Below are 20,208 nucleotides of genomic sequence, written 5' to 3'. Positions count from 1 at the left end.
ATGACACGACGTAAACAAGCGATACCTTTGTGCTGGGCAATGCTGTGTGCTGCCAGCGTATTCTCTGCGACCGCGCATAGCGCAGACTTGCTGGACAATATTAAAACCAATAAGGCGATAACCATCGCGACGGAAGCGCGTTATGCACCATTTGAATCGGTCGAAAATGGCAAAATTGTGGGTTATGACGTTGATTTAATGAACCATATTTTGCAGAAAAACCTGCCGGGTGTAGAGGTCAAACAACTTGATTTACCTTTCCAGGGCATATTGCCCGGCCTTGATGCCAAGAAATTCGATTTTGTCGTCACCGCCGTGACGGTGAATAAACAGCGCATGGACCATTTCGCATTTACTGTACCGATTGCCGAATCCACAGTTGCACTACTCAAACGTGATAACGACAGTTCTATCAGCACGTTAGATGACCTGAGTGGCAAGGTGGTGGGATCACAAGCCGGTTCTGGCCAGCTCCAAGTGTTGCAAGAGTTCAATGAAAAACTGAAAGCCAGTGGCAAGCCGGGTATCAAAGAAATCAAACAGTATGTCTCTTTTGATGAAGCCTATGCCGATTTAGCCAACAAACGGCTAGATGGTGTTGCCCAATCACTGGCGAATCTTGGCCCATTAATTAAAGCCCGTCCGGGTGTCTTTACCACACTCAAACCCATGTTAGGGCCAACCACCTATTTTGGTTGGGTTGGGCGTAAGGGCGATGACAGCGCCACCTTGGTCAAATTGTTCAGTGATGGCATCAGTGAAGCGAACCGCGACGGCACCATGAAAGCATTGCAGCAGAAATGGTTCGGCTTCGTGATGGATGTTCCGGCAGACCAAATGCCAGCGCCAAGTTTGTAAAGAGGATTGATGATGGGGGAATTTGTCCAATTGCTGACGGCTTGGCTGCCGATGTTGTTAGACGGCGCGCTGACGACGGCTTCACTGTGTGTCGTGGCCATTGTTGCCGGTTTTTTTATCGGTGTAGTGATTTACCTGATGGAAAGTGGCCGCTCGCGATTGAGCAGAGGATTCGCCCGTGTCTATATCAGTTTGTTCCGTGGCACCCCAGTTCTGGCACAGATTTTACTGTGTTTTTACCTACCGGGAGAATTGGGGCTGTCACTGCCCGGTTATCTGGCGGCGGTCATGGCGCTGACACTCAATACCGCCGCCTATCAATCGCAAATTTTACGCAGTGGTTTTAATGCTATTGCGCCAGGGCAGTTGGAGGCCGCCGCCATGTGTGGGCTGAGTCCGCGCCAGACATTGTGGCATATCCAAATTCCCCAAGTGTTGCGTATCACGATGCCATCACTGATTTCAGAATTAATCGATGTCATTAAAGCCTCGGCGGTGGTGTCAGTGATTGCCATTACTGATTTGATGCGGGTAGGGCAGCAATTGGCATCGGCAACCTACCGCCCGCTAGAAGTGTATGTGGCGATTGCTTTGTCTTACCTCGTTCTGACCAGCCTGCTGGCTCTGCTAGGTAGCTATGTTGAGCGGCGTTGGCATAAGGAGAGTCGATGAGCGATTTCCTGCTTTATCTACCTGATTTTGCCCGCGCCTTGGGCGTCACGCTGGTTATCAGCATGAGTGCTGCAGTCATCGGCGCTTTCGCCGGGTTCATTTTACAAGCGGTATGTCGCAATAACCGTTGGTTGTTCTGGCCGTGGCGCACTTATGTGTGGCTGATTCGTGGCACGCCTTATTTAGCGCAACTGGCGGTGTTCTATTTTGGTTTACCTGCCATTGGTATCACGCTCAGTGCTATTGAAGCCACGGTGTTATCACTGGCGATTTATAGCTCTGCTTATTTCGGTGAAATCTTCCGTACGGCATGGAAAAGCATCGGGCACGGGCAATTGGAAGCGGCACAAGTACATGATATTTCAGCATGGAAGAGTTTTTGGTACATCCAAACACCGCAGGCTTTGCGCTTTAGTCTGCCACTGTTGGGGAACCAATTTATTTTAACGATCAAAGAGAGTGCGGTGGCATCGATTATTACGGTCCCTGAGCTGACCATGACTACCGGGCAAATTGTCGCCAATACCTACACCTACATTGTGCCTTACACCTTGCTAATCCTCAGTTATTGGCTGCTGGCACAAGGGATTAGTGTCGGTGTGCGCATACTCAGCCGTCAGGCACTAGAGGGATAATATTATGAGTGCTGAACCCATTATTGAATTACGTAATTTGGGCAAATCCTTTGCTGCCAACTGGGTACTTCGCGGGATAAATCTGACGGTGAATGCCGGTGAAATTGTCACCTTAATCGGCCCCTCCGGTTCAGGGAAAACAACGGCATTACGCTGCATGAATTTTCTTGAAGCCTATGACGAAGGGGAAGTTCTGATTAAGGGGCAGTTGCTCGGTTATAGCAGCTCTGGGCGTGAGTTGAAGCATCGCGACAGTGCGGCATTAATTGCCGACGTACGCCGCCCGCTGGCCATGGTCTTCCAGCAATTTAATCTGTGGCCGCACATGACGGTGCTGGAGAATGTCTGCGCGCCATTGATTCTGGGTAAGAAACTCCCTCGCGAAGCTGCACGTAAAAAAGCGGCAGCGGCGCTGGCGCAAGTGGGGATGTTGGATAAAGCAGACGCCCGTCCAGCACGGCTTTCTGGTGGGCAACAGCAGCGAGTGGGGATTGCCAGAGCGTTGGCACTGGAACCCGAGTTGCTGTTACTCGATGAACCGACATCGGCTCTTGATCCTGAACGAGTAGAAGAGGTGCTGGACGTCATTAAAGTGCTGGCAAATGACGGGATGACCATGGTGATGGTGACGCACGAAATGTCATTCGCTGCCAAAATCTCAACCCGCGTGGTGTTTATGGCGGAAGGTTCAATTATTGAAACCGGCGCTCCCGCGACCTTATTTCGCCAACCACAGACTGACCGATTGCAGTCGTTTTTGGCCCCGTGGTTTAAACGCCCGTTACAACTGGATGAACCGGAGGCTGGACATGCTTGATTCTATGGGGATGCAGTTAGCCGGCTATATCAGCCAACAACGATTGATGGATAAATTAGCGCAACTCGCTCGCTTTGGTGCATTGGAGAATGGCGGCGTTAATCGGCAGGCTTTATCCACCGAGGAGTTAGATGCCAGAGCGTGGCTAATTGATTGGGCCTATACCTTAGGCTGTGAAGTGATGACTGATGATTGCGCCAATCTGTTTATTCGTCGGGCGGGGCGCGAAGATTTACCGCCAGTGGTGACGGGTAGCCATATTGATACTCAGCCGTGTGGTGGCAACCTTGACGGTTGTTATGGCGTGATTGCCGGCATGGAGTGTTTGAGTGCCTTGGTTGAAGCGGGTATCAGCACATTACGCCCCATCGAAGTGGTGGTATGGATGAACGAAGAAGGGAGCCGTTTTTCTCCGGGTGCGATGGGTTCCAGCGCTTTTGTTCAGCCACAGCGCTTAGCCGGTTATCGGGATCATCAGGATGCTCAAGGGGTGACATTAGCGCAGGCATTAGCGGACTGCCATCAACGTTTTCCACAGTTACCGCGTCGTGGCACTGTGCCAATGGCGGCGTTCGTTGAGCTACATATTGAACAAGGTCCAGTATTAGAACAGGCCAACCAACCGCTAGCGGTGGTGCAGGGTATCCAAGGTGTGCGCTGGTATCAAGTGACTTGTCTAGGGCAATCGGCCCATGCGGGAACCACCCCGATGGCAGATCGTAAAGATGCGATGTCGCTGGCGCGCCACATTGCGCATCAATTGGAACAACTTGCCACTACGTTACCCGAGGACCAACTGCGCCTGACGTTTGGCCGCTGGGAGATTACACCCAACGCCATAAATACCATTGCGGGACGAGCCACTTTTACCCTCGATTTTCGCCATGCCGATCCGCAAATATTGGCTCAGTTTGATGACTGGATGCAGCAACTTTCTGCATCTGACGTGTTGGTCGAGTGCATCTTCAGTCACGCGCCAGTGGCATTTAATCGCGAGCTACTGGCACAACAATATGCTTGCGTTCAGGCACTACAGATAGAGGCTGCCACCCTGACTTCTGGTGCATTTCATGATGCGATGCATCTTGCCTGTCATTGCCCCACCAGTATGTTTTTTGTCCCCAGCCATAACGGCATCAGCCATAACCCGGCTGAATATACAGATCCTCAGTATCTGCACCTTGGCGCGCAGGCATTAGCCTGTTGCCTGACAGAACTGGCAAATCAACCCATAGGAGTTACCATGAGCACCCACACTTATCCTGCTTGCTGTGAAAAAGACAACGGTAGCGCGTTGGGCACCAATGCTACCTTATCCTCACCTATTTCTGCTGACGGCACGCCGGTGCTGGGTGAAATCTACACAGTACCCGCCCGTTGCGGTCGGGCTGTGCGTTTGAGCAAAGGGCAAATTATCCGGATCATCAACACCCCCGGCAGTCAGGTGTGTGATACCTGGTTATTCAATAGCGCGGATCTGAGTGAATTTTCATCAATGGAACATACCCGCGCATTTATTGATAAAATCATTCCTCAGCCGGGAGATCCATTAGTCACTAATCAGCGTCGTACCATCGGAACATTGCTGACCGATACCTCGCCGGGTGTGCACGATACTCTGATTGCAGCTTGTGATCTTTATCGTTATAGCAATATGGGGATCACTGAATACCATGATAGTTGTGCCGATAATATGCGTCTGGCACTGAATGCTATCGGGCTGAGGGCTAGAGAAGTGCCACAACCCTTGAACCTGTGGATGAACACACCCGTTAACCCGGATTACACCATTTCCTGGTTACCGACAGTGAGCAAAGCTGGCGATTATGTTGAGATTCGCGCCGAGTTGGACTCTATTGTCGTCATGTCGGCTTGTCCGCAAGACATTGTTCCAATCAATGGTTGTAACCCACAGGATGTGCATTTTAGTGTCACGGAATAATCAATAATGTCAGTGTGTCAATCATGTTGCCCGGCACGGATACGCCGGGCGTTTGAGCCTCTTTGAGCAGCAGATATCAATTTATGAAAAAAAATGGCGATAACGGCAGTTTTGCTTTATCTGATTTAGGGATGCGTTTACGTCATGCTCGCTTGGCGCAGGACATCACGCTAAAACAATTGGCACTGAAAGTGGGATGCTCAGAGAGTTTATTGTCCAAGTTGGAAAATGAAGTGGCGTCCCCCTCTTTGGCGATGTTGCATCGGCTAGCGAGCGCACTGGAAACGAATATCTCTGATTTGATGGCAGAAAGTTGGGTGGCTGATTCACCGGTGTTAAAACCGGAGCAGCGGGTGCGTAAGCGCTTTGTTCACCGAAGTAAAAAGGGGGGGATTGCGCTAGAAAATCTGACCCATCACCATAAGGGCGGATTATTACAGGGCAATATTCATATTATTGAGCCGGGTGTCGCCAGTGATGGGCAAATAGAACATCATGGCGAGGAAATGGGCTATGTGCTTGAGGGGGAAATTGCGCTGTATTTAGGCGAGGAGACATATACCCTTGGCGTGGGCGATTCATTTTATTTTCCCAGCCATGTTCCACACGGTTACCGTAATATCGGTGAGTCAGCAGCAAAAGTGCTGTGGGTGAATACGCCGGTCACTTTCTAAATGACGTGCATTTTTCGTGCGGCATTATCTATTATGCCCTGCCCAGAATTTCATTGTAGAGCAGGGCATATTGAATAATAGGATATCGCATAGATACCCGCACCAGATTACCCACGGCAGAATTACAGGCAACAATTCATTAATATCGTTGATCTGAACCAAATAAATGAATGCGTTGGGCAATCATCTCTTTCACTGGAATTAGCCCCTCTCGGATGACTTTCCGAGGATCATTAACATCGTGACCATCGTCAGCCAAAAACATCGCTTTAACGGCTTCGCACCAGGCATACATATTTTCAGTATTGACGTTGATTTTTGCTGTCCCGCAAGAAATAGCCCGGCGCATATCTTCAGCGGCAATTCCGGTACCCCCGTGAAGTACTAATGGAACTTTCACCAATGCAGCAATATGTTCCATTTCAGCAAAACCTAATTTGGCTTTCCCTTTATATAATCCGTGAGTAGAACCAAGAGCCGCCGCTAAACAATCGACATTTGTCTCTTTCACCAGAATGGCGCACTCTTGGGGGTCAGCGTAAATAACGGCTGAATTGACGATACCGTCTTCACTCCCCGCAATGGTGCCTAACTCTGCTTCGACTGAAACACCTCGCTGATGTGCAAATTCAACGACGCGGCGAGTGATATCCAGATTCTCATTGAATGGTAGATGTGAACCATCGAACATGACTGAGCTGAAACCGGCCTTTATTGCCGCCTCGCAAACTTCCTGAGATGTCCCATGATCTAAATGTAATGCAACGGGGGTGTCTATATCCAAATATTCCATCGCATTGACGACAATATCATGAATACATTTAAGACCGAGCATATGTTTAATTGTCCCACCGGAGACACCTAATATCACTGGCGAACGTAATTGTTTACCTGTACTTAATACTGCACCCACCCATTCAAGGTTATTAATATTGAACTGTCCTACGGCATAGCCATCCCGTAGGGCATGGTTAAGCATGTCCTTCATTGATACTAACATAGTCACCTCTTAGGAATTAATTCATGAAATAAGTCAATCTTCAAAATACTGTTGCAAATTTCTTTCGTAACTCGTCAATGATTTATGAACGACAGAAAGATCTGGCATCGACTCTCTGACGCCTTTTTTCTCAATAGCAATAGCTGCTGCAAGGCTGGCAAATAAAATAATATTATCAATATGCCAGGAATAATGAATTCCATAGGTAAATGCACCATGGAATATATCGCCGGCGCCCGTCGTATCTACCGTATTACATACAAAGGCCGGAACGATTTGTAATAATCCATTTTTTAGGAATGCACACCCTTTTTCACCTAAAGTAATATATGCTTCGCCTCGGCATATTTTATTTAATTCTTGTAGTGCCGTTTTTAGTTGTGATTCACTTTTGAACTCAGTAATTCCCAAATAGTCTCGGGCAAAATGTTCACTGGCAACAAGATGGTCGGTAAATTGTGCTAAATGAAGGTTACTTTTTCTTAATGATCCGCCGTCCATCACAACACGAGCGCGTGGCAATTTTTTAATTAAATACTCACTAATTTCAGGTTCATGTCCATCAATTAAGATGGTCACCTCTTCATTTTTAGCAATAAGTCGTTCGGCAAAATCATCAAGTTTTAATTTTTGGTCAAAGGTTAATGAGGGTGGAACTTGCAGTTTTCGTGTAATAATCGTCCGGGAACCATTCAATCGATTAACTAAAATAGAAGCCAGCGGTGTGATCATTTCATCGGAGAATACAATATTGTCAGTATTCACACCCACTTGAGAGAATTCATCAACAATACGCTGTCCATAGATGTCTTGATTCAAGTGGCCAATATAATGAATGTTCTCGCCCCAAAGCCCTAGTAGCCATGCTGCATTGGCACAAGGGCCACCTCCGCTTTCGATAAAGTCATGGCTAAAGTTCTTGGTATTCTCCTCTGGCCAATGGTTAATAAAAAAGAATTGATCAAAACATGAAAACCCTACAGACAATATAGCCATAACGACTCCTGATGGTATTGTCAGGAGCGGGAAAGGTTCTCCCGCTCAACGATAAAATAACTATTCCGTTTTTTTACGGGCCATAAGTTCTTCATAGCTAAGGGTATCACCCACAACTTTGACTGAGCGGAAACAAAATGGCAGCATTAAAGCGATAGCGAGTAGCAGGCAAATCAGATAAATGGCAATTTGACCAAATTCAGTAAAGGCATTTCCGATAATAATTCCCCATACGGCGAAGTCGAAATCGGCAAATGTACTGTTTTCAAATCCTAGACTTCCCAGCGTCGGTAACAACATTGCCGGCAGGAAAGCCAAGAAGATGCCACCAATAAATGAAGCAATCATACAACCTCGTTTGCCCCCTAATTTATCGGCAAAGACACCTGACGTACCGCCGCAGAAGAAGTGAGGCACCATGCCCGGAATAATCAGCGCCATACCAAATGCGCCGAGGAATAACATTCCTACTAAGCCACCGATAAATGAACAGATAAAGCCAACTACGACGGCGGTGGGACTAAAGGTAAAGAACACGGCACAGTCAACGGCAGGTATTGAGTTAGGTATTAATTTCTGGCTGATCCCTTGGAATGCGGGAACCAGATCGCCCAGAATTAAACGTACGCCGTTGTATACAATCGCCACGCCAACCGCAAATTGCAAACCGGTCAAAATAGAGAAGATAAGCATATTTTGATCAGTGATTGTTCGAAGATATTCACTTCCTGCAACCGCACTACAGATAAAGTAAATAACGAACATCACAATACCGGTTGTCACCGTGGTATCACGTAGGAACCCCCATTTCTCTGAGATTTCAGTATCAGCGAAAGAATTCGCAGGATTACCGGTTTTGCTGGCGATCCAAGCTGATATGTAATAACCCAGTGATCCAAAGTGCCCCATCGCAATACCGCCATCTTCGGTAACTTGCTTGGTATAACGTTGACCAATTGCAGGTGAAATCGCTGACCAAGAGCCGAGCAAGAAGCCGCCAATCAGTATTAACTCCCACCCACGAAACTCTGCGGCTTGCAGTACGGCGGAGAAAAGGCATGCCAAAAAGAAGGAGTGGTGGCCTGTTAAAAAGATATATTTATACTTAGTAAAGCGGGCAATAATAAGATTAAAAATAAAGCCTAATAGCAAAATACTCATTGTTTCCACACCTAAGGCTTTTTGTGCAACAGAAACAATAGCTTCATTATTAGGGATAACGCCACGGATATTAAAACCCGCTTCAATAATTCCCCCAAGAGGATTAAGGTTGGCGACAATGACACCTGCACCTGCGCTTAACATCAGGTAACCTAAAATAGGTTTTAGTGTCCCGGTTAATAATTTATTTCCTGGTGAGCGCAATGCCACTAAACCGACAAACGCTATTATCCCCATCAGAAATGCTGGCTGACTAAATATTTCTGACAAGAAAGAGAGTAAAGCCTGCATAATGTTTACCTCAGTTTATAATTGTGTATTATATTCCGGCTATTCTTTTTATTTCGTCTGTAATATCTTCCGCTATTTTTGCTTTATGCACATAACTACGAATAACAGCCACATTGCAGTGCGCAGGGAACTGGGTTGCTAACTCTTTAATCGTAATATACAGGTCTGCTTTTTCGCCGACGGCATTAGCGAGATCAACAGAGGCAATATCAGCTTTAACACCTAACTCATCACAGATTTTTTTTACATTACTGGCAGCCATTAATGAACTGCCAATGCCATTACCGCATACTGTTCTGATAACTAACATAATGACTCCTCCATTTCTCTCTGAATAAAATCCATCACGGTGTGATGATCATTTTCATTCTCCAGAAAATCGACGATTCCAGATTCAATTAATGTAGCGATAAGTTGGATCATTTTTATATGGCTGTCTGCATCAGCTCCGGAGATAGCAATAACAACCTTTATGGGATCAAACTCCTCATGTCCAAAGTTAAGTGGATTCACGACAGTGACCAGCGAAAACCCTGTTTTCAATGCGCCCTTTTCTGGTCGCGCATGCGGCATAGCAATGCCGTAATCAAGAACAATGGCTGAACCGAAGACCTGAAAGACATGACACATTTCATCTATATATGCTTCTGAGCAAATACCTTGATTGGCCATCAATTGCCCGGCATATCGAATACTTTCCTCTGGAGTTGATATCTCTTTATTTAGAGAAAGTAATGAATGATTAAAAATAATGTCCATCTGGCTTCTCCTGGGGCATTTAACTTGCTTGTAAGAATAATAGGTAAGCAGGCCAGTAAAACTTGAGACTAAGGTCACGTTTGAATATTAAGAACGTGAGGGGTATCACATGGATAGAATTCAGTGACTGAGAGAGGTTAAAATAAACAAAAGAATAAATTACTTATAAATCAGTTAATTAAATAATCAACTGTATTTGGCGTGGAAAACAAATAGAATAAAAATTAGACAGGGGCGACAAATATTTATCATGAAATGATGTTCGCATCACAAATATAGGCGGCCTTTTTTGTAAAAAAGTGATCACGCTGGCATAAAAAAAGCTGCCGGCTAAAAATAACCGGCAGCTTTTGTTTTTTGACTATCGCAGCTTAACTTTTACTGCCCCGAGCGGCGATAATAGCATCGGCCACATTACGTGGTGCTTCAGCGTAGTGCTTGAATTCCATTGTATAGGTCGCGCGGCCCTGTGACATGGAACGCAATACGGTTGAGTAGCCGAACATTTCAGATAACGGTACTTCTGCTCGAATAATCTTCCCACCGCCAACCATCTCCTCCATGCCCTGCACCATACCTCGGCGAGAAGAAAGATCACCCATTACGTTCCCGGCATACTCTTCAGGCGTTTCCACTTCCACACTCATTACCGGCTCCAAAATCACCGGAGATGCGCGTTTGGCGGCTTCTTTGAAACCAAAGATGGCAGCCATTTTAAACGCCAGTTCGGATGAATCCACTTCGTGGTAGGAACCGAACGTCAACGTGACTTTTACATCCACTACGGGATAACCCGCCAGAACCCCGGTATTGCTGGCCTCGAGCACACCTTTTTCTACCGCTCCGATAAATTCACGGGGTACTACGCCGCCTTTAGTGGCATCGACAAAAGCTACGCCGCTGCCCGGCTCCTGTGGTTCAAGGGTAAAGACCACGTGACCATATTGCCCTTTGCCACCAGATTGGCGGACAAATTTACCTTCAACATCGGTCACGGTTTTGCGCACAGTTTCGCGGTACGTTACTTGTGGTTTACCGATATTGGCTTCCACACCAAACTCACGTTTCATACGGTCAACAATGATCTCCAGATGCAATTCGCCCATGCCGGAGATAATCGTCTGGCCGGACTCTTCGTCAGTACGAATACGAAACGACGGATCCTCCGATGCCAAGCGTTGTAGCGCGATCCCCATTTTCTCCTGGTCGGCTTTGGTCTTCGGCTCAATGGCTTGTGAAATCACCGGTTCAGGGAATTCCATGCGCACCAGCGTAATGACCGCATTCGGATCACACAATGTCTCCCCGGTGGTGACATCTTTCAGCCCTACACAGGCGGCGATATCGCCGGCACGAATTTCATCCACTTCAATCCGGTTATTTGCGTGCATTTGGACGATACGACCAATGCGCTCTTTCTTGCCGCGAATCGGGTTATAAACACTGTCACCTTTGCTCAGTACTCCGGAATAGACGCGCACGAAAGTGAGTTGACCAACATAGGGGTCGGTCATCAATTTGAAGGCCAGCGCCGAGAACTTTTCATTATCATCGGCCTTGCGGCTCACTTCGTTGCCGTCTTCATCTGTGCCCGTAACCGGTGGAATATCCACGGGTGATGGCATCAGTTCAACCACGGCATCCAACATGCGCTGTACACCTTTGTTTTTGAAAGCACTGCCGCACATCATTGGCTGGATTTCACCGGCAATAGTACGGATACGCAAACCTTGGGTGATTTCATCCACTGTCAGGTCGCCAGTTTCCAAATATTCTGTCATCAGTGCTTCTGAAGCTTCAGCCGCCTCGGAGACCATTTTTTCGCGCCACTCATTGGCTGTCGCAATCAGATTCTCTGGGATTGGCTCGTAGCTGAAAGTCATCCCCTGAGAGGCCTCATCCCAGATAATGGCGCGCATCAGCCGCAAATCCACCACACCGGTGAAGTGATCTTCACTGCCAATTGGAATCACAATGGGTACCGGATTGGCTTTCAGGCGATCAATCATCATCTGCCGCACGCGGAAGAAATCAGCACCAGGGCGGTCCATTTTATTGACGAATGCCAGCCGGGGTACACGGTATTTATTGGCTTGGCGCCACACGGTTTCTGATTGCGGCTGTACGCCACCGACAGCGTCATACACCATGACTGCACCGTCAAGTACCCGCATGGAACGTTCCACCTCAATGGTGAAATCCACATGTCCTGGGGTATCGATAATGTTGATTCGGTGCTCTGGTAAAGTTCTGTCCATACCTTTCCAGAAACAGGTCACGGCAGCCGATGTAATGGTAATGCCACGTTCCTGCTCCTGTGCCATCCAGTCAGTTGTCGCGCCGCCATCATGCACTTCACCCAGCTTATGACTGACGCCGGTGTAGAACAGAATACGCTCGGTAGTGGTGGTTTTTCCGGCGTCGATGTGGGCTGAGATACCGATGTTGCGATAGCGCTCGATAGGAGTTTTGCGTGCCATATTAAGTCCTTAATAGATGATGGCAATTTCGGGGCAGGCAATTTGATACCCTGCCGGGAAGTTGTTGGTTTATGTTTTGCCTTGCTGTTGATAGTCAGGTAATCGCGATCAGTATAGTCCTATTGTTCGAATATACACGTACAATTTAATTATTTGTTCTGAAACTGTGCAATAATAGCGAAGAGCAATGGAGAGAGGGTTTACCCTGAGGCTCGAATTATCAGTAGGGCTGACAGAGAGTATAGGCTATATTGCCGCCCGCGAAGGGCCAGTGGATGTGGCCAAATCAGGCCGTCGGGTTGTCGATGGTCATTTATCAATAGGAACACTATGATTGCAAATCACCCTGAGCGTGAGCAGATCCGTTTGGAAAATGTGCTGACGGCTTTAGGTAATCCACTGCGGTTGGCTGTGGTGCGTAGGCTGGCAGCGGGAGGAGAACACGCATGTGGCACGCTGGTGCACGGTTTATCTAAATCTACCCTGACCCATCATTGGCGTGTGCTGCGTGAAAGTGGTGTTATCTGGCAGCGGCCTTGTGGACGAGAGAGTTTGTTATCGCTGCGGCGCGATGATATTGATGCCCGTTTCCCTGGTTTATTGGATGTGCTGCTGAATGCAGTGGAGAATGATACGACCACCGATGCGTCGACGGCCAAACATCTGCCAGCGAGCGAATAGTTGCCTTAATGTATACAGCGGAGAAATATTCTCCGCTGTTAGTCATGGATACCTGATCAGATTATACCGCTTCGGCGAGCTGTTTTAGCCAGAGGATACCGCGTTCTGGTGAAGTCAGTACCGGGATGGATGGCGGTGTTGGCAAAGTGGTCAGCACTCTGGCCATTGATGCTTGTGCCAACATCACCACGTCGCTATTGGCGAGAGCTTTTTGTAACCCTTCGGCAACGATACGATCATGAGTAGCGTTGTCGCCATCCAGCAGGGCGATGAATGCCTCTGGCATCAGCATGGGGACAATATCCAAATTTTTACCGGCCGCCGCCGCTTTACGACGTACGAATTCCAGCGTCGGCTCCAGTGTTGTGGCAACGGTGGCGAGCACCGAAATCCGTCCACCAAGCGCAATCGCTTCATCGACCATCGCAGAATCAATGCGTGTAAGCTTGAGTGGTGTCATAAACTGGCATTGCTCCACCGCGCCGCCAATTGACGAACAGGCGGTCATAAAAATCTCGCAGCCCGCTTTCTCGGCATTATTAATGTAACCGGCAATGCGAGCGCTGATTTCAGGACTCACACCGCCGTGCTTCATGACCTGCTTAATCATCGAATCTTCAATGATGTGCATCACTTCAGCCTGTGGCATATGGTCGGCAATCAGCGTTTGCATCATGCCAAGCGTGGCAGCGCTGGTGTGAAATAGAGCAATTTTTTTCATTTTGTTATCCTTCACAGATTGTTCTGCGGGTAAAAGGTTACGCTAATTCATGCATAAACTGGGCGACTTTGATGGCCGCTTCATGATCTTCTTTGGCGGATAATCCCCCCACAGCGACTGCCCCGACGCACTGTTTATTGGCATTCAGCAATGGGATACCTCCGGGCAGGGCGGTAAAGCGATCATCGCCGAAATAACCGATATCCAACTGCTCGTTTTGCAGTCGTTGCAAAAAAGCCTCGGTGGTTGCACCAAGCCGGCTACTGGTATAGGCCTTACGTTGCGTCAGTTCGATAGTCAGTAACTTTGCGCTATCCATCCGGGCAAATGCCAGTAAAAATCCCTGTTGATCACAAACCGCGACACTTAGCGGCCGGTTGTCATAGTCATTTTTTGCCAGCGCCAGTGCATGGTTGACAGCCTGTTGCGCGGTATCCAAGGTGAGTTGCGTTAGCATACGGCCTCCTTATGCAGAGTGAGTTTCAGAAAGTGATGAGTCAGGTTTAGTCGTGCCGGTTCGAGTGCGCTGGTCCGTTAGGTCTTTTCTACGCCAGTAGTTGGCTAGTAGTGATCCGGTGACGTTGCCCAGCGGCGTCATAACAGCCGATGCCAGCCCGACCGTCGCCAGTTTGCCCATTGCCGCAGCTAGCCCTGACGCCATGCCACCATTTTGTAAACCAACCTCAAAAGCGATAGTGCGTGATGATTCGATATCCAGACGGAATACCCAGCGGCTCATGCAGTAACCGATCAGGAATCCACCACAGTTATGAATTAGCATCGCGACACAGAGTAAAATGCCGACTTGCATCAGATTATCGCGCCCAGCAGCGGCGGCTGTAGTGGTAAAGAAGATAATGCCCATCATGGAAATTTTTGGCATCGCCAGCAGAACCTTGTCGGATTTGGTGGTTAGCCAGTTGTAGAACAGACTCCAGATGATGCCGCCGGCGAAGAAATTAGCGACAACTGCCAGCATCTGTGTATCGGCTGATGCGGTTTCGAACAAGCGATCCCAGCCACCAAAGATCATAAACAGCAGCCATACCGCACAGCCCGCGGCAATGGTTTGCACGACGCGCCTACCTTGTTGACCTGCATAGGTTTTCAGGTAATCGTGTAGAATGGCTGCGCCTATTGGGATCATCACAATTTTGATGACATCCATGACCATCGACAGCAATTTCACTTCAATTAACGAACCGGCCAGAATATTGACCCACAATGGCGTCATGACGGTGGCGACCAGTGTTGAGACGGCAGTCACTGAGATTGCCAGCGCCAGATTGGCATTGGCGATATAGACCATCACCGTCGATGACAGGCCGCTGGAACATGAACCTATCAAAATAATGCCAACTGCGACTTCCGGCGGGAAACTGAAGATTTGCGTCAGTGCATAGCCGAGCAGTGGCATGATTAAGAAGTGACAAAAGGTGCCGACGAACACGGCCCATGGCATTTTTGCCACATCAGCAAAGTCTTTGATGGTGAGTTTGGTTCCCATACTAAACATGGTGGCCTGAATCACTAAAAAGACGATCCATTTATGGGTGATGTTGAAACCGCCCCAGATAATCAGATCTTTGGAGTAAATCATTGCCGCGACAAAACCGGCAATGATCCACAAGGTGAATTGATAACTGCGTAACCCCGGCCAGTGCCCGGCGCCAATCGCAAAACCAGTAATAAAAATTACTAATCCGGGATGCCATAAACCCGTGGATTGCATCACCATCCCTGCAAGAGAAATAATAACGCCTAATGCAGAAACCAGTAATCCGGCTTTATAGACAGACGAACTGATAGCCATAATAAACCTCACTTGTCACATCATCAGAATGCGACGAATTAAATATACTCGCCATACTTCAAGTTGCATGTGCGTTGGCTGTGCTCAATAACCCAAATCACTTACTACAGTAAGCTCATCGGAACTATCTCACTTGCTACCTTCCTGAAACTCGAATTATTTTGGGTATCGCTGGGTAAACAGATAATTAAATTAACGATTATTAATATCGATATTGAGCATTTTCCTGGCTTGCTCAGGTGTAGCGACCTGTTTATCCATGCTAGTGATAATGTTGGCCAACTTTTTCACCAGTGGCAGATTAGATTCCACGGTATCAGTGGCATTAATATATCGACTGTCTTCAAAACCAATTCTGACTTCTGATGCCCCCATGCCGACTGCTGCGGCAATTAAGGAAAAGTCGCGACGGCCAAAATGGGTAATTGCCCACAGTGCATTGCGGGGAATAAATTGTCGCATAGCGATTAAAGCATCGATGGTTGCGGGTGTTGATCCTCTATGTCCTAATACAATATTAAAGAGGAGAGGTTGTTTGAATTTTATTTTTTCCTGAAGGAGAAGAATGTTATTAATCATCCCTATTTCAAAGACTTCAAATTCAGGGATAATATTCTTTTCAACAATTAAGCGTGAGCAATACTCTACGTCGGGTGTTGGATTGAGATAAACATGGTCACCTAGATTCACCGATCCGACGTTGAGCGAGGCCATGCCAACCCCTTTACACTGTAGTGGGGCGCAACGTTGCTCAATGTTCATTGTAGAGACACCACCGGTAGAGGCTTGAACTATCATCTCGGTCTGGCTGAGAACCGGTGCGATGGTGGCGGCAAAGTCAGTGACATCTGGGGTGAGTTTGCCCAGCTTGTCGCGAACATGAAGATGAACGACCGCAGCACCGGCCTCAGCACAAGCTAAAATATCCTGTGCCACCTCAGCGGGTTCTACTCGGGTCGAGTCTGCTGCTACTGGTGCTAGCGAAATAATAACGTGATTAGACATAATTTAATTCCTAAATATGACCCGCCATACAGAGATACTTTGGGTGTAGGTTATTAATTAATTGTTTTATAATGAGTAAACCAATCTAATCCTTCTGACGTGGTAGTCTTTGGTTGATATTCACAACCAATCCACCCTGAATAACCATGTGACGCCAGATAATTAAACAACCATGGGTAATTTATTTCACCGCCGTCGGGTTCATGTCTATTAGGCACCGAAGCGATTTGTAAATGTGAAATTAATGGCCAATAGTGCTGCAAAGTACGTGTAATATTCCCTTGGATTTTCTGACAGTGATAAATATCAAATTGAAGAAAGATATTTTCTTTGTGACAGTCTTTAATTAACTGTTCTGCCAGTGTAAATGTTGAAATAAAATAATCAGGCATATCTTCACTATTTAATGGTTCGATGAGGACCCTGATGTTGTCCGCTAATAAATAATCTGCTGCATAACACAGTCTTTTTATTAAAATTTCGTATTGTTGTTCTTTGGATATAGCGTTATTTCTATTTCCTGCCATTATGTGTATCTGTTGACACCCTAATGCCAGAGCATATTCTCGCGCCTGCTGTAGGCTTTGTCTGAACTCGTCCTCTCGCTCCGGCAGTGAGGCTAACCCCCGTTCACCTTGCTCCCAATATCCCGGAGGGGCGTTGATCAAGACCACCGGCAGCCCACTGTTTTGTTGCGCGCTGATTAAGCTATCAATCGGCTCATGGTAGGGGAATAGGCACTCTATACCCTGAAACCCAGCGGCAGCGGCTTGACCGAACCGTTCAATCAGTGGGACTTCGTTAAATAGCCAGCTCAGGTTGGCTGCGAATTTGAGCATGATTTTCTCACCTCTTCGTTAACCAGATGTAACTTCACCCCGAGTTCGCCAATCTGTTGCTGTGCCTCAGACGGTAGATGCACATCAGAAATGATGTCACTCAACTGTTGTAGGTTGCAGATATGGAACATGCCGTACTTACCATATTTACTGCTATCGGATACCAATATGGTGCGCCGGGATGCGCGCATAACCGCTGCCTTGACCATCGCTTTACCTTCGCTTGGTGTCGACATTCCTCGCTCCAATTCCCATGAACTGCTGCTGAGAAACGCAACATCAATGTTGATAGCATTAAAGAAATTAGCCGCGCTGTTGCCCAGACATGAGCGGTTACGGCGATCGACCAGTCCTCCCGTGTGATATAACGTGATGTGCGGCATATCCATTAAATAGCTACTGATGGTGAAGTCATTGGTCACGACCGTCAGATTAAAACAGTTGCTGGCAGCGATGGCTTTTGCCACCTCAAACAGTGTTGTGCCGGCATCCAAATACAGCGTCTGCCCCGGCTCGATAAGCATTGCGGCCAGCGCACCGATATTCTGTTTTAGCCCATGATTGAGCGACGCTTTTTCGCTGTAGGCCAACTCAAGTTTCAGCATGTTGTTCAGCTTGACGCCGCCATTAATTGCCACCACCTTGCCTTCGGCTTCCAGCATCTGAATATCTCTGCGCACGGTCATATGCGATACATTCATGATGTCGGCGAGATCTTTAAAAGACACGACATTCTGTTCATGTACATAGCGATAGATAAAATCACGACGCTGTTCAGGGATCATGGCGTTTATCCAATTTTGTTGCGATACACCTGACGTAGTTCATCAATATCTGATGCGCTCAATTGAGTGTAGGCATAGGGTTTCAATAGAAAATACAGCCGGGCCGTATCTTCAAGTTCTTCGGCATTAAAGACCGCTTCGCGCAGGGTGGAGCCGCTGACTACCGGGCCGTGATTGGCCAATAGCGCGGCGTTATGGTTCAGCGCAGATTCTGCCAATGCGGTCGCGATAGCCGGATCGCCCGGTTTCATATAAGGCAGCAACGGAAGCTGACCGATGCGCATAACATAGTATGGAGTAATTGATGGCAAACAATTCGTCTGGTCAATATCCGTCAAGCAGGACAGTGCCGTCAGATAAGGTGAATGAAGGTGCACCACCGCGCCACAATGTGGCCGCACACGATACATCGCCAAGTGCATAGGCACCTCTTTCGACGGTTTATCACCGCTGAGATAGTGGCCTTCGGCATCCAATTTGCTTAATGTCTGGCTGTTAAGTTCGCCAAGGCAAGAGTTAGTCGGGGTTACCAAAAAGCCGCCGTCAGGTAACTTCGCACTGATATTGCCCGATCCGCCGCTGCTCAATCCGCGCTGAAACAGTGAGCGGCCATAGTTCACCAAATCATCACGCAGTTGTTGTTCAGATAGTGGCATCGTGTTCATGCGAAATACTCCTGCGCCAGACGGAAAAAGTCTTCATTACCAAAGTTGCCGGATTTAAGCGCCATCATCAGCCCATGTTGTGCATCTCGCACCCATGGCACTCCGGGTGCAATTGATTTACCAATCTCTAATGTTTTCACATCGAGCTGTTTTACGACGGTGCCAGACGTTTCGCCGCCTGCCACGATGAAAATATTGACACCACGCACCAGCAACTGACGAGTAAGCTGCGCAAAGGTCTCCTCAACGGCCAGACTGGCACGCTGCTCGCCATAGTGTTGTTGAATCGCCGAGATTTCAGCGGGAGGTTGAGTGGCAGAAACCAAGGGTGCGAAACGATCAGCAAGATGTTGTTCAACCCAATCGGCAATCTGCTGGATGTATGCCGAGTCCGCCGAAATGCAACGTTCAACGTCCAGCGACAAATGTGCGGCATGTTGGCGGTAATGTGCGACCTGACGGTTGGTCATGACAGAGCAACTGCCGGAAAGTACCACCGCTTTTTTCTGCGTAGGGAAGGTCAGGGTGTGTGCAGCGGCGGTAGTTTGTGAAGGGAAATATTTTGCCAATGCACCTGCCAGCCCCGAACCACCAGCAAGTAGAGGCTGGCCTGCTAATGCGTGAGCCAAAGAATCTAAATCGCAGGCAGTCAGTGTGTCAGCGATAACATGATTCACTCCCTGTTGAGCCAGCGCGGTGAGTTGCTGAGTGATCGCCGGCCCCCCTTGTTGGATGACCGCCAGATTAAGTGAACCGACATGGCCTGTGACCTGTGGTGCCAGTACGCGGCATAAATCAGCCTCGTGCATTGGGTTAATCGGATGGTTTTCCATTCCAGATTGATTCAGTAGCCGACCATTCACAAACAGATGAGCATGAATAACCGTGCGCAAATTCTGTGGCAGAGCAGGGCAATGCACGATTTGTTGTACACCACAGGCTGACATGAGTGCATCACTGACTTGGCCGATATTCCCCTCTGGCGTGGAGTCGAATGTGGAGCAATATTTAAAATAAATCTGCCGTGCTTGCGCTGTTTCTTTTAACCACTGTAAGCAGGCTAGCGACTGTTTTACCGCCATTTCAGCCGGAATAGAACGACTTTTCAATGAGATAACTACCGCATCAACATCTGTCGGGCATGCCATGTCGTTTGATGGCTCGCCGATAATTTGTATCACTTTCCAGCCATTATCAGACATGAAACTGGCGATATCGGTAGCACCGGTAAAATCATCGGCAATCACGCCAAGTTGGATAGACATCTCAACCACTCCTGCAAAAGCGTATTTAATTGACACTATTGTTAGGTTTTGTGCTTAACATTGAGATGACTGATATCACAAACTTTATAACGGGGAAAAAAGAGGAATTTTATTTAACACATTGAAAATAATAATAAATGCTTAAGTCT

General features: G+C 47.8%; 21 protein-coding genes and 1 pseudogene. 8 read left to right on the top strand and 14 right to left on the bottom strand.

Annotation, left to right across the window (positions count from 1 at the left end):
* From ACIOG0_RS17425 to ACIOG0_RS17395, 7 genes and pseudogenes are all read left to right on the top strand, one after another.
* Nucleotides 1–858, top strand: a complete 858-nt coding sequence (locus ACIOG0_RS17425) for a transporter substrate-binding domain-containing protein (RefSeq protein WP_128451258.1) — start codon at nt 1–3, stop codon at nt 856–858.
* Between the two features lie 9 nt (nt 859–867).
* Nucleotides 868–1,530 (top strand): amino acid ABC transporter permease, encoded by a 663-nt coding sequence (locus ACIOG0_RS17420; RefSeq protein WP_050100282.1) that lies wholly within the window; start codon nt 868–870, stop codon nt 1,528–1,530.
* Nucleotides 1,527–2,165: an amino acid ABC transporter permease gene (locus ACIOG0_RS17415; protein WP_050100280.1), complete on the top strand. Its 639-nt coding sequence runs from the start codon at nt 1,527–1,529 to the stop codon at nt 2,163–2,165. The genes ACIOG0_RS17420 and ACIOG0_RS17415 overlap by 4 nt, the downstream gene beginning before the upstream one ends.
* A 1-nt stretch (nt 2,166) precedes the next feature.
* Nucleotides 2,167–2,982, top strand: a complete 816-nt coding sequence (locus tag ACIOG0_RS17410) for an amino acid ABC transporter ATP-binding protein (protein ID WP_128451257.1) — start codon at nt 2,167–2,169, stop codon at nt 2,980–2,982.
* Nucleotides 2,957–4,135, top strand: a pseudogene (locus tag ACIOG0_RS17405) (M20 family metallo-hydrolase); the annotation flags it as partial. The gene ACIOG0_RS17410 and the pseudogene ACIOG0_RS17405, both read left to right, overlap by 26 nt.
* 90 nt (nt 4,136–4,225) lie before the next feature.
* Nucleotides 4,226–4,924 carry an urea carboxylase-associated family protein gene (locus ACIOG0_RS17400; protein ID WP_050100277.1) on the top strand — a complete coding sequence of 233 codons (699 nt, stop codon included), beginning with the start codon at nt 4,226–4,228 and terminating at the stop codon, nt 4,922–4,924.
* Nucleotides 4,925–5,007: 83 nt separating this feature from the next.
* Entirely contained in the window at nt 5,008–5,598 is a 591-nt protein-coding gene (locus ACIOG0_RS17395) for a cupin domain-containing protein (RefSeq protein ID WP_050100275.1), read from the top strand.
* A gap of 139 nt (nt 5,599–5,737) precedes the next feature.
* On the opposite strand, the gene fba is transcribed toward ACIOG0_RS17395, so the two are convergent.
* From fba to fusA, 6 genes are all read right to left on the bottom strand, one after another.
* Nucleotides 5,738–6,598, bottom strand: coding sequence for a class II fructose-1,6-bisphosphate aldolase (gene fba, locus ACIOG0_RS17390; RefSeq protein ID WP_050100273.1), 861 nt, complete (start codon nt 6,596–6,598; stop codon nt 5,738–5,740).
* 33 nt (nt 6,599–6,631) lie between these two features.
* The gene (locus tag ACIOG0_RS17385) at nt 6,632–7,594 is read right to left on the bottom strand and encodes a carbohydrate kinase family protein (RefSeq protein WP_050100271.1); all 963 of its coding nucleotides are present in this window, start codon (nt 7,592–7,594) and stop codon (nt 6,632–6,634) included.
* Between the two features lie 60 nt (nt 7,595–7,654).
* Complete coding sequence (locus ACIOG0_RS17380) at nt 7,655–9,046, bottom strand: PTS ascorbate transporter subunit IIC (protein WP_050100270.1); 1,392 nt, start codon at nt 9,044–9,046, stop codon at nt 7,655–7,657.
* Between the two features lie 28 nt (nt 9,047–9,074).
* On the bottom strand, nt 9,075–9,356 hold the full coding sequence (locus ACIOG0_RS17375) for a PTS sugar transporter subunit IIB (RefSeq protein ID WP_050100268.1): 282 nt from the start codon (nt 9,354–9,356) through the stop codon (nt 9,075–9,077).
* Nucleotides 9,350–9,805 carry a PTS sugar transporter subunit IIA gene (locus tag ACIOG0_RS17370; RefSeq protein ID WP_050140532.1) on the bottom strand — a complete coding sequence of 152 codons (456 nt, stop codon included), beginning with the start codon at nt 9,803–9,805 and terminating at the stop codon, nt 9,350–9,352. The genes ACIOG0_RS17375 and ACIOG0_RS17370 overlap by 7 nt, the downstream gene beginning before the upstream one ends.
* 371 nt (nt 9,806–10,176) lie before the next feature.
* Entirely contained in the window at nt 10,177–12,285 is a 2,109-nt protein-coding gene (gene fusA, locus ACIOG0_RS17365; RefSeq protein WP_050100264.1) for an elongation factor G, read from the bottom strand.
* A gap of 330 nt (nt 12,286–12,615) precedes the next feature.
* Between fusA and ACIOG0_RS17360 the strand changes: the two genes are divergently transcribed.
* Nucleotides 12,616–12,966, top strand: coding sequence for a helix-turn-helix transcriptional regulator (locus tag ACIOG0_RS17360; protein ID WP_050140534.1), 351 nt, complete (start codon nt 12,616–12,618; stop codon nt 12,964–12,966).
* Between the two features lie 61 nt (nt 12,967–13,027).
* Here ACIOG0_RS17360 and ACIOG0_RS17355 read toward each other — a convergent pair whose 3' ends face one another.
* From ACIOG0_RS17355 to otnK, 8 genes are all read right to left on the bottom strand, one after another.
* Entirely contained in the window at nt 13,028–13,687 is a 660-nt protein-coding gene (locus tag ACIOG0_RS17355; RefSeq protein WP_050100260.1) for an aspartate/glutamate racemase family protein, read from the bottom strand.
* A gap of 37 nt (nt 13,688–13,724) precedes the next feature.
* The gene (locus ACIOG0_RS17350) at nt 13,725–14,144 is read right to left on the bottom strand and encodes a heme-binding protein (RefSeq protein ID WP_050295857.1); all 420 of its coding nucleotides are present in this window, start codon (nt 14,142–14,144) and stop codon (nt 13,725–13,727) included.
* 9 nt (nt 14,145–14,153) lie between these two features.
* Nucleotides 14,154–15,500: a bile acid:sodium symporter family protein gene (locus ACIOG0_RS17345; protein WP_050295856.1), complete on the bottom strand. Its 1,347-nt coding sequence runs from the start codon at nt 15,498–15,500 to the stop codon at nt 14,154–14,156.
* Between the two features lie 192 nt (nt 15,501–15,692).
* A complete protein-coding gene (locus ACIOG0_RS17340) occupies nt 15,693–16,505 on the bottom strand; it encodes a 3-keto-5-aminohexanoate cleavage protein (RefSeq protein ID WP_050100256.1) in 813 nt (270 codons plus the stop codon).
* 53 nt (nt 16,506–16,558) lie between these two features.
* Complete coding sequence (otnI, locus tag ACIOG0_RS17335) at nt 16,559–17,344, bottom strand: 2-oxo-tetronate isomerase (RefSeq protein WP_050295855.1); 786 nt, start codon at nt 17,342–17,344, stop codon at nt 16,559–16,561.
* A complete protein-coding gene (locus tag ACIOG0_RS17330) occupies nt 17,320–18,129 on the bottom strand; it encodes a DeoR/GlpR family DNA-binding transcription regulator (RefSeq protein ID WP_050100253.1) in 810 nt (269 codons plus the stop codon). Before ACIOG0_RS17330 ends, otnI begins: the two co-directional genes overlap by 25 nt.
* A 5-nt stretch (nt 18,130–18,134) precedes the next feature.
* The gene (locus ACIOG0_RS17325; RefSeq protein ID WP_404705056.1) at nt 18,135–18,785 is read right to left on the bottom strand and encodes an aldolase; all 651 of its coding nucleotides are present in this window, start codon (nt 18,783–18,785) and stop codon (nt 18,135–18,137) included.
* Nucleotides 18,786–18,790: 5 nt separating this feature from the next.
* The gene (gene otnK, locus ACIOG0_RS17320; protein ID WP_050140544.1) at nt 18,791–20,059 is read right to left on the bottom strand and encodes a 3-oxo-tetronate kinase; all 1,269 of its coding nucleotides are present in this window, start codon (nt 20,057–20,059) and stop codon (nt 18,791–18,793) included.
* Nucleotides 20,060–20,208 lie beyond the last annotated feature (149 nt).

Source organism: Yersinia vastinensis (genome assembly GCF_044905075.1).
Taxonomy (GTDB): Bacteria; Pseudomonadota; Gammaproteobacteria; order Enterobacterales; family Enterobacteriaceae; genus Yersinia; species Yersinia vastinensis.
Note: the sequence above shows the minus strand (reverse complement) of the source record. Positions and strands in the feature narration are given on the sequence as shown.

Excerpts from the sequence above, each read along its gene's own strand:
- ACIOG0_RS17425 (WP_128451258.1), top strand. The coding sequence starts at position 1 with ATGACACGACGTAAACAAGCGATACCTTTGTGCTGGGCAATGCTGTGT.
- ACIOG0_RS17420 (WP_050100282.1), top strand. The coding sequence starts at position 868 with ATGATGGGGGAATTTGTCCAATTGCTGACGGCTTGGCTGCCGATGTTG.
- ACIOG0_RS17415 (WP_050100280.1), top strand. The coding sequence starts at position 1,527 with ATGAGCGATTTCCTGCTTTATCTACCTGATTTTGCCCGCGCCTTGGGC.
- ACIOG0_RS17400 (WP_050100277.1), top strand. The coding sequence starts at position 4,226 with ATGAGCACCCACACTTATCCTGCTTGCTGTGAAAAAGACAACGGTAGC.
- ACIOG0_RS17395 (WP_050100275.1), top strand. The coding sequence starts at position 5,008 with ATGAAAAAAAATGGCGATAACGGCAGTTTTGCTTTATCTGATTTAGGG.
- fba (WP_050100273.1), bottom strand. The coding sequence starts at position 6,598 with ATGTTAGTATCAATGAAGGACATGCTTAACCATGCCCTACGGGATGGC.
- ACIOG0_RS17385 (WP_050100271.1), bottom strand. The coding sequence starts at position 7,594 with ATGGCTATATTGTCTGTAGGGTTTTCATGTTTTGATCAATTCTTTTTT.
- ACIOG0_RS17380 (WP_050100270.1), bottom strand. The coding sequence starts at position 9,046 with ATGCAGGCTTTACTCTCTTTCTTGTCAGAAATATTTAGTCAGCCAGCA.
- ACIOG0_RS17375 (WP_050100268.1), bottom strand. The coding sequence starts at position 9,356 with ATGTTAGTTATCAGAACAGTATGCGGTAATGGCATTGGCAGTTCATTA.
- ACIOG0_RS17370 (WP_050140532.1), bottom strand. The coding sequence starts at position 9,805 with ATGGACATTATTTTTAATCATTCATTACTTTCTCTAAATAAAGAGATA.
- fusA (WP_050100264.1), bottom strand. The coding sequence starts at position 12,285 with ATGGCACGCAAAACTCCTATCGAGCGCTATCGCAACATCGGTATCTCA.
- ACIOG0_RS17360 (WP_050140534.1), top strand. The coding sequence starts at position 12,616 with ATGATTGCAAATCACCCTGAGCGTGAGCAGATCCGTTTGGAAAATGTG.
- ACIOG0_RS17355 (WP_050100260.1), bottom strand. The coding sequence starts at position 13,687 with ATGAAAAAAATTGCTCTATTTCACACCAGCGCTGCCACGCTTGGCATG.
- ACIOG0_RS17350 (WP_050295857.1), bottom strand. The coding sequence starts at position 14,144 with ATGCTAACGCAACTCACCTTGGATACCGCGCAACAGGCTGTCAACCAT.
- ACIOG0_RS17345 (WP_050295856.1), bottom strand. The coding sequence starts at position 15,500 with ATGGCTATCAGTTCGTCTGTCTATAAAGCCGGATTACTGGTTTCTGCA.
- ACIOG0_RS17340 (WP_050100256.1), bottom strand. The coding sequence starts at position 16,505 with ATGTCTAATCACGTTATTATTTCGCTAGCACCAGTAGCAGCAGACTCG.
- otnI (WP_050295855.1), bottom strand. The coding sequence starts at position 17,344 with ATGCTCAAATTCGCAGCCAACCTGAGCTGGCTATTTAACGAAGTCCCA.
- ACIOG0_RS17330 (WP_050100253.1), bottom strand. The coding sequence starts at position 18,129 with ATGATCCCTGAACAGCGTCGTGATTTTATCTATCGCTATGTACATGAA.
- ACIOG0_RS17325 (WP_404705056.1), bottom strand. The coding sequence starts at position 18,785 with ATGCCACTATCTGAACAACAACTGCGTGATGATTTGGTGAACTATGGC.
- otnK (WP_050140544.1), bottom strand. The coding sequence starts at position 20,059 with ATGTCTATCCAACTTGGCGTGATTGCCGATGATTTTACCGGTGCTACC.